The organism is Neobacillus mesonae (genome assembly GCF_023715155.1).
Lineage (GTDB): Bacteria > Bacillota > Bacilli > Bacillales > Cytobacillaceae > Neobacillus > Neobacillus mesonae_A.
This window is the reverse complement of record NZ_JAMBNQ010000035.1, coordinates 1-18426: the sequence shown is the minus strand read 5'-3', so window position 1 is coordinate 18426 and position 18426 is coordinate 1. Positions and strand designations below refer to the sequence as shown.

The window sequence follows — 18426 nt, the reverse complement described above, 5'->3', positions numbered from 1 at the left end:
TGCCACAAGAAGTACTTATTGGTAAAAGGGAAAAAGATAAAAAAACGTTCCTAATAATTGTGATTTTTAGTCTATGTCGAAAAGAATAGAAGGTGTAGAAAATAGAATTATTTTCTGGGGAATATTGTTGTAATTTCTGCAGGAATTATAACAGAAATGGTAGTTTAAGTGACTTCTTATCGGTTTTAATGCAAATAAAAAGAATAGCTTGTCAATGATTTGTAAAAGTAGAGTCGGTATTAAAGATTGTCACACTTTAAGGTAGTTGATAGGAGAGTTAGAAGTCATAGCATGGAGGTGAATATAGAAGTCTAGAGCATAAACTAAATCATTTTTCGAACATTACTACCTTTCTAAATTAAAACTGCTAATCCTCATATGCATCCATCGCAGTTCCAAGAAAAACTACTAAAGAATTGAAAAAATACTTGCAATATTACAAACGTTTTCATATGATTATTTTAAAAGATACCTACTTTTTCACGAAAGGTAGTAACAATGTACTTGGTATTGAATACATACATAGAGAAGGTGTTTATCGTTGGCTAATTTTGAGGAGCTAGTTAAGTTAAATTCCCATATCCCCTTTTATCATGTAAGGGATACAGCTTTTCATCAATATGGGAAGATTATTCCGTCAAGTAATATTGAAGAAATAGAATCTTTTATGAATGATACGGAGATTCCACTGGGGGAAAATATCTATGTACCATCTATTAAGGAAATGGAACAGACTGCTTTTAAAGAGATGATTGAAACCACAGTTTATGGTGAAATGCCCATTCAAATTGGATATTGTAATGGAAGGAATTCGTTTCTCAACGGATTTGAATACCATAAAGGGAGCGAGATTAATATAGCCATTACAGATTTTGTCCTCCTGCTGGGAAGAGTACAAGATATAGAAGATAAACTTTTTTCAAGTGAGAATGTTGAAGCTTTCTTTATTCCAAAAGGCACCATGGTAGAGTTATATAGTACTACACTTCATTTTGCTCCATGTAAGGTTTCCGCAGAAGGATTTAAGGCTGTTGTTATTCTTTTGGCAGGAACAAACCAATCATTAGATGGTCCTGTGAAAAGAAGAACAGCAGAGGATGAACTTTTATTTATGAAGAATAAATGGTTAATTGCACACCCTGAACGAAAGCCTCTTATTGATAAAGGCGCTTATCCAGGTATAAAAGGAAAAAATATAGAAGTACAGTATTAGCCTGTTATTTACCATCACCCCCATTAAAGTAGAAGTATGGACATCCAAAGGGAGGATAAAGGAATGAACGCAGCTATTAATCAACACCTGGAATTGAACCTATTAAATGAAGGATTTGAAATCCTCTTTAATCAGAAAGTATTATTACGTCATACAGCTCAGCAGCCCATGATCTATGTGGGTTATGGAGAAGAAACAATTAAAATGTATCGAGGGAATTTTGATATTAAGGACTATTTAATTGAAAGAATTCCACTAAGATTTGCAAAGGTTGATGAACTGGAAAGTGAATTTCAGATTGAATTAGCAAAGTTTCAGGAATCCTATCCTTCTATTATTTTATCGGTAAAAATAGAAGATAGCAGATTGAAAGTTGAATTTAAACAAAATGAAAATCAGATTAACAGGGTTTGGATTCGTATTGCCGCTGACCAGGAGGAAAAAGTGTATGGCTGTGGTGAACAGCTGTCCTATTTTAATTTGCGCGGGAGGAATTTTCCACTATGGACTTCAGAACCTGGGGTTGGGAGAAATAAAAAAACGTATACTACCTGGCAGGCGGATGTAAAGGATCAAGCAGGAGGAGACTATTACAATACTAATTTCCCTCAGCCGACTTTTATTTCTACAAGAAAATATTTTTGTCATATGGAAACAACTGCATATGCTGACTTTGACTTCCGCAGTCCTGACTTTCATGAACTGCAGGTTTGGGAAATTCCGAAATATATTCTGTTTGATACAGCAGAGTCATACGTAGAATTAGTTGAAAAGATTACCAGCCTCTTTGGCAGACAGCCAGAACTTCCGGAATGGGTCTATAATGGAATCATTTTGGGGATTCAAGGCGGTACAAAAGTGGTTGAGGAGAAGCTTGATAAAGCATTAGAGTATGGGATTAAGGTGTCCGGTTTATGGTGTCAGGACTGGCAGGGGAAGAGGGTAACTTCTTTTGGCAGACGATTGATGTGGAATTGGCAATGGAGTGAGAATGACTATCCCGAGTTAGATAAAAAAATCCTGGAATGGAAAAAACGTGGAATCCGCTTCTTAGGGTACATCAATCCATATGTTGCAGTTGAAGGGAACTTATATAAAGAGGCTTATGAAAAAGGATATTTGGCATTAACGGAACAAGGTGATGTGTATACCGTTGATTTTGGCGAATTTTATTGCGGTGTAGTGGATTTTACAAATAAAGAAGCAGCGGATTGGTATAAGCAGGTTATTAAGGAGAATCTGATTGAGTTTGGCCTTGATGGATGGATGGCTGATTTTGGTGAATACCTGCCAACAGACGTCAAACTGTATAATGGTGCAGATGCAAAACTGATGCATAATGCTTGGCCGACAGAATGGGCAAAGATTAATTATGAAGCGGTATCGGAGTCCAATAAATTAGGCGAAATTCTTTACTTCATGCGTGCTGGTTTTACGGGTGTACAGAAATATAATACACTGCTTTGGGGCGGAGACCAGAGTGTGAACTGGTCTTTGGATGATGGCCTTGCCTCCGTGATTCCAGCAGCATTATCAGCAGGGATGATTGGCTGCGGTTTACATCATAGTGATATCGGTGGATATACCAGCCTTCACGGAAATAAACGATCAAAAGAATTGCTTTTGCGTTGGGTTGATTTCAGTACGTTCACTCCGGTCATGAGAACCCATGAAGGAAACCGTCCGGATGATTGTTTTCAGTTTGACGGCGATGACGAAACGTTGAAACATTTTGCCAGAATGACTACTATTTTCGTTACACTAAAGCCTTATACGAAATCACTTGTAAAAGAAAATGCAGAGAGAGGGATTCCGGTTCAACGTCCGTTATTTATGCATTATGAGGAAGATCCAAATGTATATGATATTCAATATCAATACTTATATGGAAAAGACTTGTTGGTTGCCCCTGTTCATCAAGAAAACCAAACAGATTGGGAAGTCTATTTGCCAGAGGATGAATGGGTTCATGTTTGGAGTGGGAAGACTTATAACGGCGGCACTGTAACAGTGGAGGCCCCGATAGGATATCCTCCAGTTTTCTACCGTAAACATTCAGAGTGGAAAGATTTATTTGCTGGTTTAGCTTCAATATAGTGTATCAACATGAAGGCAGCTGTTGAAGGATTTCAACAGCTCTCTTTGTTTAACATTTAAACCGTATGATTAACAGAGCTTCCACGGGTCTATTAAGGGGGAAGTACCGAAAAGATTTCGGCTTTATTTTAATTTTTAGATGATGTTGTAAACTATTTTGAAGCAAAAGGTAACAACCTAATGTAATATAGTAATGATGAATTGCTGGTTTAAAGTTAAAGGGGGTAAAAGGAAAAATGGGTGGAATAATTGATTCAAATAAAAATATAGCCCTTTATCTTCAAGTAAAGGATATACTTATAAATCGTATTCAAGAGAGAAAATGGCCTCCTAATACGTTAATTCCTACAGAGCAAGAACTGATGGATGAGTTTAATGTCAGCAGAACTACTATTCGACAGGCCATTTCTATTCTTGTTCAAGATGGAATTTTAGAGAAAAAACAAGGAAAGGGAACCATTGTAAAGGCACAATCCCTGATTGGGAATGGGAAACTGAAAGGATTTGCAGAAGAAGTAACAGAAAAAGGCTTAACCCCAAGGTCGAAGTTAATGCGCTATAGTTTTAGAAAGGATCTTTATCATGAAAAGCTGATGCTTGAGCTTGAAGATGATGAGGAGGAGATATTAGTCATTGAGCGGATTCGCTTTGCTGATTTAACGCCGATTGCCCTGGAAAAAACCTGCTGGCCTGCACATATTGGCAGGGTACTGATAGAGCATGATTTAAATACTGCAAAGTACTATGAAATTCTGGAAGAAAATAATATCTTTTTAAAAAGTGCAAAAGAGAAAATTTCTGCTGTGAATGCGACTATTTATGAGGCTGACTTGCTCGGAATCAGGGGAGGGGAAGCATTATTGAAAATGGAAAGACTAAGTTTTGGCTTGGATGATAAGCCTATTGAATTTACCACCACAAAATTCAGAGGGGATAAATACCAATATAATATTGAGTTAAAAAGATAAAACAAAGGGCTGCCGAGTGGCAGCCTTTGTTCTTATTTTATGGCTCTTTTCTAAAAGATTGTTGCTTTTTGCACCCTTTTTAAGATTCGTTCAAAAAATAGAGGTAGAAATTCCCGTTATTTAGGAAATTGGATGTTAATTAGCTGAAATAGACGGAGGAATTACCCTTATTTGATTTTAAACTGCTAAAATCGGGTGCTTTTCATTGAATAACGGAAAAAACTCCGCTTATTTTTTACTATTTAAGCTTAATTTTGCAAATAACGGGAAAACTTCCGCTTATTTTTTACTTCCAAGGGGGCTATCCTGTAATCCAGCTTTTTCGCAGAGTCCGCTTATTCCTAAATTGAATAAACCACCGCTTTTCTTGGCATAACAACATAGTTTACGAAAACAGCCTATTTTATTGATCCAGCCGTCATACCTGCAATAAAGTATCTTTGCATGAAAATGTATGCAAGAATCATTGGGATTGAAGCAATGATGACACCAGAGAATATCATCGGATAATTAGTTAAATATTGACCTTGGAAGCTAAGAAGGGCAATCGGCAGTGTTTTTACCTCAGTAGATTTTAATAAAAGCAATGGATATAAAAGATCGTTCCATACAATCACAAAGGCAAAAATCGTAACGGTTGCAATAGATGGCAGTGATAATGGCACTACTACCTTCGAATAAATCTTCCATTCACCGGCTCCATCAATTTTAGCTGCTTCAATTAATTCCTCTGGTAATGTCTTCATAAAGCCGGTAAGTATAAAGACCGCAATCGGGATGAGAGACCCTACGGTAACGAGAATGACTCCTAAACGGGTATCTAAAAGCCCTAATTTATTGATGAGCAAATAAATTGGAATCATATTTACTTGGGTAGGAACCATCATGCCGACTACGAAGAAACCAAAAAGGATATAGCCTATTTTTTTCGGCAGTCGGAAAATAGCATAGGCGATTAAGCTTGAAAGAAAGATAATAATCGCCACACTGGAAAGGGTAACGATGATACTATTCATAAAATAAGTTGACATCGATTCCTTCATAAATAAATCTTGATAATTTGTAAGTGACCAGGAGTCTGGCAGCCCCAGCGGATTCCTATATAGCTCTGGTGTAGTTTTAAAAGTCGTAAATAACACCATACTAAAAGGTAATAGGACAATTGCCGCATATATAATAAGAAGAGTATTTTTTGACAGACCTTTCACAAATATCCCCCTTTCGTATGTTTAGTATTTAACATCATCAGATTTAAGTAGTTTAAATTGTAATACGGTAATAACCGCAATAATAATCATAAAGATGACAGATGCTGCTGATGAATATCCAAATCTAAAATTAGTAAATGCTTCATGATATAAAAATGTTGAGAGAATTTCAGTTGAATGGGATGGACCCCCGCCAGTCATAGCAATGACTAAATCAAATGCTTTAAAACTCTGAATAGTTGTATAGGCAATTACAATCGTAGCGGACGGTGCAAGGAGCGGCCAAGTTATATGGCGGAATGTCTGCCATTTCGTTGCACCTTCTAAGCTGATAGCCTCATAAAGTTCTTTTGGAATGGCCTGTAAACCTGCAACAAAAATGATTAACACTTGACCAGTATGTGCCCAAAATTGAACAAATGCTAAACTATAAATCGCAATTTTTTGATTCCCTAACCAGGATTGTCCCAGCTGCTCCAGTCCAACCTTATTTAGTAAACTATTTATGACACCGATATTAGGATCGTACATGAACGTCCAAATAAACGCGATAGATACAGATGCTACAATCGTAGGAAAGAAGAAAATGGCACGAAAGAATACATTCTTCTTTGAATTTTTCGCAACTAGAATAGCAAAAAATAAACTAAGGATGGTTTGGAAGATGAGAACGGTTAAGGTAAACTTTAAGTTGTTCCCAAGAGACTGCGTGAAGATAGGGCTATCAGTCAGAAGTTCCTTATAATTAGACAGTCCTACAAAGTTATAGGCATCTGCAACCCCATTCCAGTCTGTAAAGCTCAAATACAGTGCAAATACGGTCGGCCCAGCATAAAAGATGCTATAGATTAAGAAACCCGGGAGTATAAACCAGAATAAAACAGTATTGACCTTCCGTTTTTTTGTCTTCGTTTGTAAGGAAGAATAGGGAGGGGTACCGAGATTACTCTCGATCACCTTCCCTGCACTATTATTTGATTGCACGGTCTACCTCTTCTTGTGCTTTCTTCGCAGCCTTTTCAGGTTCCACTCCCGATAGAACGTCTTGGACTGCAGTTTCAATCGCTTTACTTACCTGCTCTTTTTTAAGAGTATAACGCGGTTGGAACAGTGTTTTCTTATCCAGCCATTTAGCGGACTCCGTTAATTCTGGTGAATCATATTTCACGTCTTTTAATGTCAGCATTTGGCCGGTTCCATTGGCATATTCAGCTGCGATTTTTGGATCTGTTAAGAATTCAATGAATTTCTTTGCTTCTGCTTGATTTTTCGATTTGGCATTTACACCTAACATAAAGGTAGCTGTATGGATTCCTTCATATTTCATTTGGCTGGCATCAACTGTAATAGGAGATAGCAGACCTTGCTCAATATTTGGGTTCTGTTGTTTTACAGCAGACATCATATAAGATCCAAGTGCAAGAATGGCTCCCTTTTCCTGTGCAAATAAGGCAGCAGCGCCTTCTTTCTTTGTTCCCAGCGGATCTTTTTGGAAATAGCCTTTGTCATTTAGTTCTTTAATTTGAGAAAGTGTTTTTACAAACCAATCATTTGTTAGTTTTTCTTCACCCGTTTCCAGCTTTGGAAAGGCATCGTCTGTAGGTTCATTATTCATAACCATTGGGTTAATAAATTGGCTTGGACTTACATCCCCAGCAAATAAAATAGGGTCATAGCCATTGTCTTTTAACGTTTTACTCACTTTTAAGAAACTATTCCAGTCTTTTGGAACATCCAAGTTCAACTTTTTAAAAATCCCTTTATTATAAACCGGAATATTATAGACAAGCTGATAAGGAACGGCTAATTGCTTGCCATCACTTTTTCCTGCTTCAATCAGGCTCTCTGAAAATTTAGAAAGGAAGGATTCATTAGAGAGATCAGCATAGACCCCTGAATCCTGCAAAGCTTCGAACTGACTTCCTGGAAAACTAGCAAATACGTCTGATCCTTTACCAGATAACAAAGTGGCAGAGGCATTTGCTATATAAGAATCGGAAGGTAAAACATTCATCTCTACTTTAATATCAGGATTTGCCTTTTCAAATTCAGCGATAATTTTATTAAAAACCTCTGTATCCTCTCCACGCCAGTGCAGGAAGGTAATGGTATGTTTCGCTGAGTCTTTTGCATCTGTTGAAGAGTCCTTAGAACTACAGCCAGCCAAAGCCAGGCTTAAAACCATTGCCAATGTAAGTATTAGAGCTAGTTTCCTTTTCAAGTAAATTCCTCCTTATTTTTTATTGCCTTTTTTGCGTCGTAATGTCACATCCTATTGTAATAACATAGTGATGTTTACCTCCCTTAAAAAAGTAGTAACGATGGTTACCACTTTCATTTAAATTTTTTTATAGTAAAAAAGTAATCTCAGATTAATTAATTCATATTATACATAAAAATAAACCGTTTTCAATTGATTTTTTAGACTTTTTTAATTTTTTTCTATCTTGAAAAAATATTTTTATCTTTTAATAAACTTTCAATAGAGATGATTTCTCCTCTTTTAATAGATTCTTCTGCAGCTGCCCCAACAATAACAGACCAAAGTCCATCTTCAATTGAAGGAGTTTTGACAGAACACTTTTCGATTTGATTGACAAAATTTACGTGTTCATAAAAGGTTGCCCCTCCATGGCCGCTTTGTTCAATATGTGTTGGATAGCATGGAGTAGTTAGTTTCGTCGGCCTTTCTTCTCCACCATATATTTCTAACCTATTTCTATCCTGAGAAGTTGTAAGAAAATGATCATGTTCACTTGCCTTTAGTCTTCCTTGATCACCGCAAAGGACCATTTCCTCATAAAATGTAGGAGAGAACATACAAAGATTTAAATTGGCTTTTACTCCATTTTCATAGAGAACCGTGACGATGGCATGGTCAAGTATATCTGACTTTTCATGTTGATACTGGAAATCTTTGAAATTGACTGCCATATCTCCAACCGCCATAACCTGTACTGGCTTGGCCTGGGCAAAGAAATTCATTAAATCAAAGTAATGGCAGCATTTTTCTACCAGAGTACCACCTGAGTACTTGGAAAATTTATTCCACTGATTTACCTTATCAAGGAATGGCGGCCTATGTTCTGTGATACTAATCAGCTTAATGTCACCAATTGTTTTTCTCTCAAGCGCTTCATGGATGGATTCAAAATAAATGGACTTATAGCGATATTGCAAACCAATTTGAAATACTGATTCATAGTTTTGTGTAAGTTGTGTCAGCTCGTACGCGTCTTCTATGGTGGTAGCCATTGGTTTTTCCAGAAGGATATGTTTACCTGATTTTATCGCTTCTTTTACAATACTAAGATGTGTGTAATTAGGGGTACAGATGATTAATCCGTCCACTTTAGGATCATGGCATGCTTCTTGTAAAGTCTGATAGATTTCTAGTGATGAATCTGGTGATAATTCCTTAAATAGCTGGTGTGCATATTTTAGGCTGGACGGATTTGGATCATAGATTCCATGAATCACCGCTCTTTCTTCCATGAAAGTTACTTTCATATGCTCGCGGCCAATATTGCCGCAACCAATGAGATTAAACCGGTATTTTGGCTGACTTGATTTAGAAAGGTATCGATCCTGATCAGGTAAGTAATCAAATTTAGGATTACGTGAAATATACCGGTTTTTAAGTTTTTTGCCCAACTGACTCATCAAAGCACTCTCCTTTTTTAAGGGTATAAACATAATGATGAATACAAAAAAGATTACTACATAAGGACAAAATACCATACTTGTATTTTAAAGTAAACTGACAATTAGAATTAATCAGTAAATATATTAATTTTTTTTAGGAAAACCAGTGAACTTACTAGTTATGGGGCATTTGTGAATGAAAATATTTTTAAAAAATACTTGAAATTCTGAAATTGATTCCATATGATTGATACAAAAGGTAACTACTTTTAACGAAAACATAGTTACGTTATAAAACAAAAAATCATATTGGAGGTATTTACAGATGAAGTACTTTTTAGACAGTGCAAAGCTTGATGAAATTCGTTATGCGTATGAAAATTGGGCCATTGATGGAGTTACCACTAATCCCCGCCATGTCATGAACAGCGGCAAACCATTGGTTACATTATTGGATGAATTTGCAAGCGAATTCAGAGGGGTAAAGAATTTCCCGATTTCAGTGGAGATTAATCCACACCTTGATGATGCTAAGGAAATGGTCCGTGAAGGGCAGAAATTAGCAGCCTTATCTGATAACTTTGTCGTCAAAATTCCTTGTACGGAGCCTGGCTTAATCGCTGCTAAGGAATTGGAGAAGGAAGGAGTTCCAACCAACGTTACCCTTGTATTTTCTCCATCACAGGCATTACAGGCGGGAAGAATCGATGCTAAATTTGTGTCGCCATTCGTTGGATGGAAGGAAAACAGCGGGGATGACACTACGCAATATATTCAGGATATCGCGAGTATTTATAAGACCTATCAGTTTGATACTGAAATTATCGTGGCAGCCTTAAGAAATGGCAAACAGATCGTGGATGCTGCAAAAGCTGGAGCACATATTGTTACTTGCGGATTTGAAGTCTTTCAAAATAGTTTTTATCATGCCTTCACTGATTACGGTTTGAACGTATTCCGTAAGGCTTGGGATAGCACGGTTAAAGAGGAAACCGTTCGATAATTCTTCTATGAAACTATTTTCTCATTTTTTATATTTTTTTACATTAAAAGGTAACGATGTATGTTATTGTTATGGTGATGAATGAAATGGCGAAAAGGGGAACAAGCAATGTCAGAGAGTGTGGTTTTATACTTACCTATTGGAAGAAAAACTTTTGATTTAGAACCTGCAGAGGTATATCGCAAGCAAAGTGTAGAATGGCTGAATCAAACATGCGAAAAAGTTCTTGCACCAGAACAAATCATTACATCTGTTGAAGAATTGGATCAATATTTACGTACTATCCAATCTAATGAAATTGATGCTGTTGTATACCAAAGTGTCACATTTGCAGACGGAGAATTTGTCATCAAGGTTCTGGAGTATTTTAACGAACCGGTTATCGTTTGGTCAGTCCGCGAGCCAAGTATCGGGGGGCGTTTAAGGCTGAATTCCCTAACAGGGGGAAACAGTACCAGCAATGTTCTTAGAAACCACAGGCATCCATTTAGTTTTGTGTTTGGAAATCCTGATGAAGAGAAACTTCAAACACTTCTTTTGCAGCGGCTTGATGTCATGCGGGTAAAAAAGGCATTAAATCAGATGAAAATTGGTGTGGTAGGTGAATATCCTCCAGGCTTTTTCTTTTCAGATGCAGATGCAGATGAACTATATACCACTTTAGGTGTTGCCCTAAAGAAAATAGATTTACAGGAGGCATTTAAAGAATGTGTGGAGCTTCCTGAGAGTGAATGGATCGGAGAAGTGGAACGTGCAGAGAAACAAGTGATTGGATTAAATCGAAAAGATGAAACCGTTCAGAGGTTTGCACAGTTTACAGCCTATATGAAACAGCAAATTAATAAAGAGCATTTTCACTCTTTGTCAATGCGATGCTGGCCGGACTTCTTTAATGATCTTGGAGCAGCTCCTTGTTCCGTATTGTCCCAATTAACAGAAGATGGAGTAGTCACCTCCTGTGAATCGGATATCCACGGGTCCATTTCAATGTTTATTTTAAGAGAGTTAACAAATGGAAGTGCCCCTTATTTAGGAGACATGGTTCATGTCGATGAAGAAAAAAATTCCGTTGTCTTTTGGCATTGCGGTGCAGGGGCCTATTCTTTAGCCCATCCTAAGACAGGTGCGACAGCAGGGGTCCATCCGAATCGTAAAATTGGATTGGCAATGGATTTTGGATTGAAACCAGGTGAAGTAACCATCTTTCGTGTTGGTCATACCCCTGACGGCTATCGGTTATTAGTGATGAAGGGAAAGGCACTTGATACCGAAAAGCCTTTTACCGGTACATCTGTTGAAGTGGAATTAGCATCAGATGTTACTTCTGCCCTTTATGACTTAATGAACGCAGGTTATGAACCACATTATGCGCTTGTGTATGGAGATGTAACAGAACAGTTAAAAGAGCTTGGAAGAATTCTAGGCTTGAAAACAGATTTATTTATTTAAATGATCGTTTATACAGCTTTGTTGTTCTATAAAGGGGGCGAGTATAGTGGGTACTCTTGCAGGTTTCGATAAAAATATCCCGCTGTATATACAAGTGAAGGATATTCTTATCAGACGGATTCAAGATAAGGTATGGGCCCCAAATGCATTAATCCCAACTGAGCAGGAATTGATGAAGGAATTTAGCGTTAGCCGTACCACTATTCGCCAATCCATCTCGATCCTCGTAAAAGATGGTTTACTGGAAAAGAAACAAGGGAAAGGCACGATTGTTAGGCCTCGGCAGCTTACAGGCAGCTTAGGGATTTTGAAAGGATTTGCAGAAGAAGTAGCTGAAAGTGGGTTGGTGCCGGAATCTAAACTATTATCTGCTGAATTTAGCAGAGGATTTCTGAACGAGAAATCATACTTAAAGCTCCAAGAGGACGATCAGATATTAGTAGTGAAACGCATTCGTTTTGCTAATAAGCTGCCGGTTGCTTTAGAACAAACTTGCTGGCCGGCTTTTATCGGGAAGATATTGATAGACGAAGATTTAGAAGCAGCTAAGTTTTATGAAGTCCTTGAAAGAAATAAGATAGTCCTCCGTGAGGCAAATGAAAAGATTTCAGCTGTTAATGCCAGTATAGAGGAAGCAGATCTGCTTGGAATACGCGGCGGAGAAGCATTGATTAAAATGGAAAGATTAAGTTTTGACAGCAATCATCAGCCGATTGAATTTACGACAACCAAGTTTTGCAATGATAAATATCATTACACCATTGAACTTACTAGATAAATAAAACTAATGGAGAGTGAAAAACATGGCAGCAGTCGTTACAGGAAAACAATATGGTTTGTATATTGATGGGCAATGGCAGGAAACAGAAGAAAAGAGACCAGTATTAAATAAATACACGCAAGAGCCGGCAGCATGGATTTCAATTGCGCAAAAAGAGCATGCTGATGCAGCTGTTCAAAGTGCGAAAAAGGCATTTAAAGTACCGTTTGCTCCATATGCACGATATGAAGTGTTATTAAAAGCATCCCAGCTGTTATTAGAACGCGTAGAGAAATTTGCACAGGTTCTTGCTATAGAAATAGGAAAGCCAATCCGCGAATGCCGCGGCGAGGTTGAGCGGGCAGCACAGACTCTGGAAATCTCGGCGGAAGAAGCAAAACGAATTCACGGCGAAGGAATTCCAGTTGAAGCAGCTCCAGGATCTGAGAACCGCATGTCCTTTACCGTGCGTGTGCCAGTAGGGGTTATAGCAGCCATCACTCCGTTTAATGTTCCATTAAATCTGGTTTGCCATAAGGTGGGACCAGCACTTGCAGCAGGAAACACGGTTGTTTTAAAACCAGCTGAAGTGACATCCATTTGTGCGGTCATGCTTGCTGAAGTTTTAGAGGAGGCTGGCCTTCCAAAAGGACGTCTTCAGGTACTAACAGGCAGCGGTTCCGCCATTGGAAATTGGTTATTAAGCAATCCGGATGTGCAAATGTTTACCTTTACAGGAAGCCCTGTTGTCGGAAAGGATATCCGCGAAAAGGCAGGCTTGCGTAAGGTGGCTTTGGAATTAGGAAACAATTCCGCAACAATTGTTCACAAAGACGCTAATATCGAGCAGTCAGCCAACTTGATTGCCCAAAAAGGTTTTAATAATGCCGGCCAGGTTTGTATTTCGGTTCAGCGCGTATATGTGCACGAGGAGATTTTCGAGGCATTTCTTTCATCACTAAAAGAAAAGACAGAAGCATTTGTTGTGGGCGATCCACTAGATGAAAAGACAGAGATTGGGCCAATGATTAAAGAGAGTGAAGCTGTGCGTGTAGAAGCATGGGTAAATGAAGCAGTTGAGCAAGGGGCTGTCATTGAAACGGGCGGCAAACGCGATGGAGCTTTCTACTATCCAACCATTCTTTCCAATGTAAAGGAAGAAATGAAAGTATGCCGTCAAGAGGTATTCGGCCCGGTTTTATCTGTTGTTCCTTATAAAGAGCAGGATGAGGTTATTGCAAAAGTAAATGATTCTGATTATGGTCTTCAAGCAGGGTTATTTACAAATGATTTAAAATTTGCCATGAAAGCAGCACGTGAAATTGAGGTAGGGGGACTTATTATTAATGATGCTTCCGCTTACCGTGTGGATCATATGCCATATGGCGGGGTCAAAAACAGTGGAACAGGAAAAGAAGGCCCTAAATATGCAATAGAAGAAATGACAGAAGAGCGAATTGTGGTCTTAAACATATAGTTTTCCGACCCATCAACAGTGAATAAAACAGGAAGATAGGTGGTCACTTTGGGTTTCCTTCTTATCCTTACTCCGGTTCTTGGCATATTTTCCTTAGGTTTTATCGGAGAAAAAAAGATTGGGTTTGATACAAAAACGATTTCAACAATGGCTATATACTTAATGTCACCGGTTCTAGTATTCAGGACCTTCTATAAAACGGCATTAGATTCGAATTATTTGTATATGGCCATTTATACATTTGCTTTAGTTTTTAGCTTAATTTTAGTGGTGTATTTGGTTGCAAAGTTAAGAGGCTACTCCAATGCAGAAACATGTGGAATGGTGCTGGCCTCTTCCTTCATGAACAATGGGAATTATGGGACCCCGGTTGTGTTATTACTTTTCGGTTCAGCAGGCCTTGATTATGCTGTTATTTTAATGGTTATCCAACAGCTTGTGATGTGTACAATCGGAGTTTACTTTGCGGCAAAGGGCAGTCCAGGAGGAAATGGTGCTCGTGAAGCACTTCACGCCGTTCAACGAATGCCTATTGTTTATGGTGCGATGCTTGGGTTCATTTGTAAGAGCCTGCACATCCCATTAAGTGATTCAGTACTTCAAGCTGTGGATTTAGCTGCAAATGCTGCGATCCCCACTATTATGATAGTCCTAGGGATGCAGCTTGCTAAAATTTCAGTCAAAAAATTGGAAAAAGAAAAGGTTTCCTTTTCTTTACTGATCAAGTTAGCCATATCACCGGTTATTGCCTATATCCTGACCCTGTTTTTACCGGTCGATCCGATGATTAAACAGATTATGGTAATCATGGCGGCAATGCCGACCGCAGCTAATACGACCATGTACGCATTACAATTTAATACAGAGCCTGAATTTGTTTCCAGTGCAACACTTATAAGTACAGTGTTAAGTTTGGCGACTCTACCGATTATATTTTTAATCGTGATTTAAAAGATAGAAGGAGTAGGGTGGAAGTCCGGTACATGAGAAACTATTGATTACACATCCACAATACCATCTTTCGTATGCAAGGAAGGATTGTGGATTTTTCTTTGATTACTTTATATTCGGACGGTGAGTTACTGATGGAAAAATACATATTAGCACTAGATCAAGGAACGACCAGTTCAAGAGCTATTTTGTTTGATCGAGAGGGAAAAGCTGTTCACAAATCACAGGCTGAGATTACTCAATTATATCCAAATCCAGGCTGGGTTGAACAGAACCCAAACGAAATATGGGGCTCGATTTTATCAGTCATTAATGCCTGTTTAGCGGAGTACAACGTTACCCCCCGTCAGTTGGAAGGAATAGGAATTACCAACCAGAGGGAAACTTGCCTGATTTGGGATAAACAAACAGGACAGCCAATTTATAATGCTATCGTTTGGCAGTCCCGGCAAACGGAAAATATCTGTGAAAATTTAAGAGAAAAAGGATATGAAACTATTTTTACGGAAAAGACGGGATTATTAATAGATCCCTATTTTTCAGGAACAAAAGCCAAGTGGATTCTTGATCAGGTTGAGGGATCCAGGGAAAGAGCCAGGAATGGAGAACTGTTATTTGGCACCATCGATTCATGGCTTATATGGAAATTAACAGATGGAAAACTGCATATGACGGATTATTCCAATGCGTCCAGAACGTTAATGTATAATATTCATACATTAAACTGGGATGAGGAACTGCTTGGGGTTTTAGATGTTCCTATTCAAATGCTTCCGGAGGTTAAATCATCCTCTGAAGTGTATGCTTATACGGCAAAATTTCTATTTGGAGAAGAAATCCCCATTGCTGGTGCAGCCGGGGATCAGCAGGCCGCTTTATTCGGCCAAGGCTGTTTTACAAAAGGAATGGCGAAAAATACTTATGGAACTGGTTGTTTTATGCTCATGAACACCGGGGAAAATGCAGTATCCTCAAAGCATGGATTATTAACGACAATAGCCTGGGGATTACAAGGGAAAATAGAATATGCTTTAGAAGGCAGTGTATTTGTAGCGGGGGCAGCCATTCAATGGTTAAGAGACGGTCTTAGGATGATTAGGAATGCCTCAGACAGTGAGACGTATGCTGCAAAGTCAAAAAATACTGGCGGGGTATATGTAGTTCCGGCATTCGTTGGTCTTGGTACTCCATACTGGGACAGTGATGTAAGAGGGGCAGTATTTGGTTTAACCAGAGGGACTTCTAAAGAAGATTTTATTAGAGCCACATTGGAATCCCTTGCATACCAAACCAAGGATGTCGTGGACGCAATGGAGCAAGACTCTCAAATTAAGCTCGAAAAGCTGCGGGTTGACGGGGGGGCAGTGGAGAATTCCTTCCTGATGCAATTTCAAAGTGATATTTTAGATGTTCCTGTTGAACGGTCTGCTGTTAGTGAAACTACTGCTTTAGGTGCCGCTTATTTAGCAGGTCTTGCGGTAGGTTTCTGGTCTGATCAAGAAGAAATCTCTTTACAGTGTAATCTTAATCAGCCGTTTATACCTAATATGTCTGATGAAACAAGAGACCATCTCTATATCGGCTGGAAAAAAGCGGTGAAAGCAGCCAGCCTGTTTAAATAAAAGATAGGGGGAAACAGAATATGACATTTTCAAGTCTGGATCGTGAAAAGATGCTGGGTCAGATGGAAACTGAACATTATGATGTTCTTATCATTGGCGGCGGGATCACCGGGTGCGGGATTGCACTTGATGCGGTTACCCGCGGAATGAAAACAGCCTTAGTGGAGATGCAGGACTTTGGAGCAGGAACTTCCAGCCGTTCAACAAAACTAGTTCACGGCGGATTAAGGTATTTAAAACAATTTGAAGTAAAAATGGTTTCAGAGGTTGGGAAAGAACGAGCAATTGTCTATGAAAATGGCCCGCATGTCACCACACCGGAATGGATGCTTCTTCCTATTTATCAAGATGGGACATTTAGCATGTTTTCAACTTCCATTGGTTTACGGGTGTACGACTATTTGGCAGGAGTTAAACGGAATGAACGCCGTTCCATGTTAAGCCGGGAAGAGACGTTAAAGCTTGAGCCGTTATTGAAAACTTCAGCTTTAAGAGGCGGGGGATATTATGTGGAATACAAAACTGATGATGCCCGGCTGACAATTGAAGTGATAAAAGAAGCTGTGAAACATGGAACTGAGGCAGTAAACTATGCCAAGGTGGAGAGCTTTATTTATCAGAATAGGAAAGCCTGCGGGGTTGTAGTTGTGGATCAAATTTCCAATAAAAAGTATTCCATTTACGCTGATAAAATTGTAAATGCCTCAGGGCCTTGGGTCGATACCTTACGTGAAAAGGATCAATCATTGGGTAAAAAATCGATCCAATTAACAAAAGGAATTCATCTTGTTTTCGATCAAAGCCGTTTTCCACTTAAGCAAGCCATTTATTTTGATACTCCCGACGGACGGATGATTTTTGCAATTCCCAGGGAAGGAAAAACATATGTTGGAACTACCGATACCGTTTATAGCGGGGACATTGCCAATCCACGTATGACTAAAGCTGACCGTCAGTATGTTTTAGATGCCATTCAGTTTATGTTCCCAACTTTACACATTAAGGAGGAAGATATCGAATCCAGCTGGACGGGGCTGAGGCCGTTAATTAATGAAGAGGGGAAGAGTCCTTCCGAGATTTCCCGTAAAGATGAAATTTGGATTTCTGATTCTGGTTTGATCACCATTGCCGGCGGTAAGTTAACCGGATACCGTAAAATGGCGGAAATGGTCGTAGATCGATTAGTCACGCTATTTAAGGAAGAAGGAAAAACGTTTGGCAGCTGTCAAACCAAAACACTCCCGATCTCTGGGGGAAATATCGGCGGATCGAAAAATTTCCCGGCCTTTATGGATGAAAAAGTGAAGCAGGGTGTAAAAATGGGGCTGTCACGAGAGGAATCACTAAAATTAACAAAAAAATATGGCGCTAACGTGGACCAATTATATTCTTATATTACGAGCCATAGTGATGAAGCAAAAGAGAGCGGCCTTCCGCTTTGTGAATTCCTTCAGATCTTTTATGCGATTACGGAAGAAATGGCCGTGAAACCAATCGATTTCTTTTATAGACGGACCGGCGCCCTGTTATTCGATATCCATTGGGTAAGACAGTGGAAAGAAAAAGTAAACGCCTATATGTCATCTGTTTTCCAGTGGACTTGCGAACAAAAGGAAACCTATCAAAAAGAGTTAGATAGAGCAATATATGATGCAACAACCCCGGAAGACGAAAAAAAAGATGATGTGAAGGGGAAAGTAAGTTGAAAGAAATGAATAACGTATATTGGGTATTAGGGAAAACGTACAGGAATCATGTTGCCTGTGCGTTTTTTTATTTAGGCTGTTTTCGTAAATTATGTTGTTATGCCAAGAAAAGCGGTGGTTTATTCTATTTAGGAATAAGCGGACTCTGCGAAAAAGCTGGATTACAGGATAGCCCCCTTGGAAGTAAAAAATAAGCGGAGGTTTTCCCGTTATTTGCAAAATTAAGAATTCCTGTAGATAGTTCTTTTTACCGTTTGATAAAAATAGAGCCCCTCAGTAAGATGATTATACACACACAACACAAAATCAATCTTAGGAGGAAGCTCT

General features: G+C 38.8%; 15 protein-coding genes. 11 read left to right on the top strand and 4 right to left on the bottom strand.

All coding sequences use genetic code 11. The features are described from left to right. Window positions 1-541: 541 nt before the first annotated feature. The 3 genes from M3183_RS21030 (at window position 542) to M3183_RS21020 (ending at window position 4278) form a co-directional block, all read left to right on the top strand. A complete protein-coding gene (locus tag M3183_RS21030; RefSeq protein ID WP_251472682.1) occupies window positions 542-1213 on the top strand; it encodes a DUF4867 family protein in 672 nt (223 codons plus the stop codon). 63 nt (window positions 1214-1276) lie between these two features. Continuing rightward, window positions 1277-3310, top strand: coding sequence for an alpha-glucosidase (locus M3183_RS21025; RefSeq protein WP_251472680.1), 2034 nt, complete (start codon window positions 1277-1279; stop codon window positions 3308-3310). A gap of 236 nt (window positions 3311-3546) precedes the next feature. After that, window positions 3547-4278, top strand: coding sequence for a GntR family transcriptional regulator (locus M3183_RS21020; RefSeq protein ID WP_251472678.1), 732 nt, complete (start codon window positions 3547-3549; stop codon window positions 4276-4278). Between the two features lie 398 nt (window positions 4279-4676). Here M3183_RS21020 and M3183_RS21015 read toward each other — a convergent pair whose 3' ends face one another. The 4 genes from M3183_RS21015 to M3183_RS21000 all read right to left on the bottom strand — a co-directional run bounded on the left by M3183_RS21015 (window position 4677) and on the right by M3183_RS21000 (window position 9149). Next, on the bottom strand, window positions 4677-5486 hold the full coding sequence (locus tag M3183_RS21015; protein ID WP_311315394.1) for a carbohydrate ABC transporter permease: 810 nt from the start codon (window positions 5484-5486) through the stop codon (window positions 4677-4679). 21 nt (window positions 5487-5507) lie between these two features. Next, the gene (locus tag M3183_RS21010; protein WP_251472721.1) at window positions 5508-6353 is read right to left on the bottom strand and encodes a carbohydrate ABC transporter permease; all 846 of its coding nucleotides are present in this window, start codon (window positions 6351-6353) and stop codon (window positions 5508-5510) included. 103 nt (window positions 6354-6456) lie between these two features. Further along, on the bottom strand, window positions 6457-7671 hold the full coding sequence (locus M3183_RS21005) for an ABC transporter substrate-binding protein (RefSeq protein WP_251472720.1): 1215 nt from the start codon (window positions 7669-7671) through the stop codon (window positions 6457-6459). A 257-nt stretch (window positions 7672-7928) separates the two neighbouring features. Continuing rightward, on the bottom strand, window positions 7929-9149 hold the full coding sequence (locus M3183_RS21000) for a Gfo/Idh/MocA family protein (RefSeq protein WP_251472676.1): 1221 nt from the start codon (window positions 9147-9149) through the stop codon (window positions 7929-7931). Between the two features lie 307 nt (window positions 9150-9456). On the opposite strand from M3183_RS21000, the gene M3183_RS20995 reads away from it, so the two are divergent. The 8 genes from M3183_RS20995 (at window position 9457) to M3183_RS20960 (ending at window position 18293) form a co-directional block, all read left to right on the top strand. Further along, window positions 9457-10134: a transaldolase family protein gene (locus tag M3183_RS20995; protein ID WP_251472674.1), complete on the top strand. Its 678-nt coding sequence runs from the start codon at window positions 9457-9459 to the stop codon at window positions 10132-10134. A gap of 108 nt (window positions 10135-10242) precedes the next feature. Next, on the top strand, window positions 10243-11583 hold the full coding sequence (gene sftI, locus M3183_RS20990; RefSeq protein WP_251472673.1) for a sulfoquinovose isomerase: 1341 nt from the start codon (window positions 10243-10245) through the stop codon (window positions 11581-11583). Between the two features lie 46 nt (window positions 11584-11629). Continuing rightward, entirely contained in the window at window positions 11630-12361 is a 732-nt protein-coding gene (locus M3183_RS20985) for a GntR family transcriptional regulator (RefSeq protein ID WP_251472672.1), read from the top strand. A 25-nt stretch (window positions 12362-12386) separates the two neighbouring features. Further along, window positions 12387-13820: an aldehyde dehydrogenase family protein gene (locus M3183_RS20980; RefSeq protein WP_251472671.1), complete on the top strand. Its 1434-nt coding sequence runs from the start codon at window positions 12387-12389 to the stop codon at window positions 13818-13820. Window positions 13821-13868: 48 nt separating this feature from the next. Next, window positions 13869-14771 carry an AEC family transporter gene (locus M3183_RS20975; protein WP_251472670.1) on the top strand — a complete coding sequence of 301 codons (903 nt, stop codon included), beginning with the start codon at window positions 13869-13871 and terminating at the stop codon, window positions 14769-14771. Between the two features lie 134 nt (window positions 14772-14905). After that, window positions 14906-16393: a glycerol kinase GlpK gene (gene glpK, locus M3183_RS20970; RefSeq protein WP_251472669.1), complete on the top strand. Its 1488-nt coding sequence runs from the start codon at window positions 14906-14908 to the stop codon at window positions 16391-16393. A gap of 20 nt (window positions 16394-16413) precedes the next feature. After that, on the top strand, window positions 16414-18099 hold the full coding sequence (locus tag M3183_RS20965) for a glycerol-3-phosphate dehydrogenase/oxidase (RefSeq protein ID WP_251472668.1): 1686 nt from the start codon (window positions 16414-16416) through the stop codon (window positions 18097-18099). Further along, complete coding sequence (locus M3183_RS20960; RefSeq protein ID WP_251472667.1) at window positions 18096-18293, top strand: hypothetical protein; 198 nt, start codon at window positions 18096-18098, stop codon at window positions 18291-18293. The genes M3183_RS20965 and M3183_RS20960 overlap by 4 nt, the downstream gene beginning before the upstream one ends. Window positions 18294-18426 lie beyond the last annotated feature (133 nt).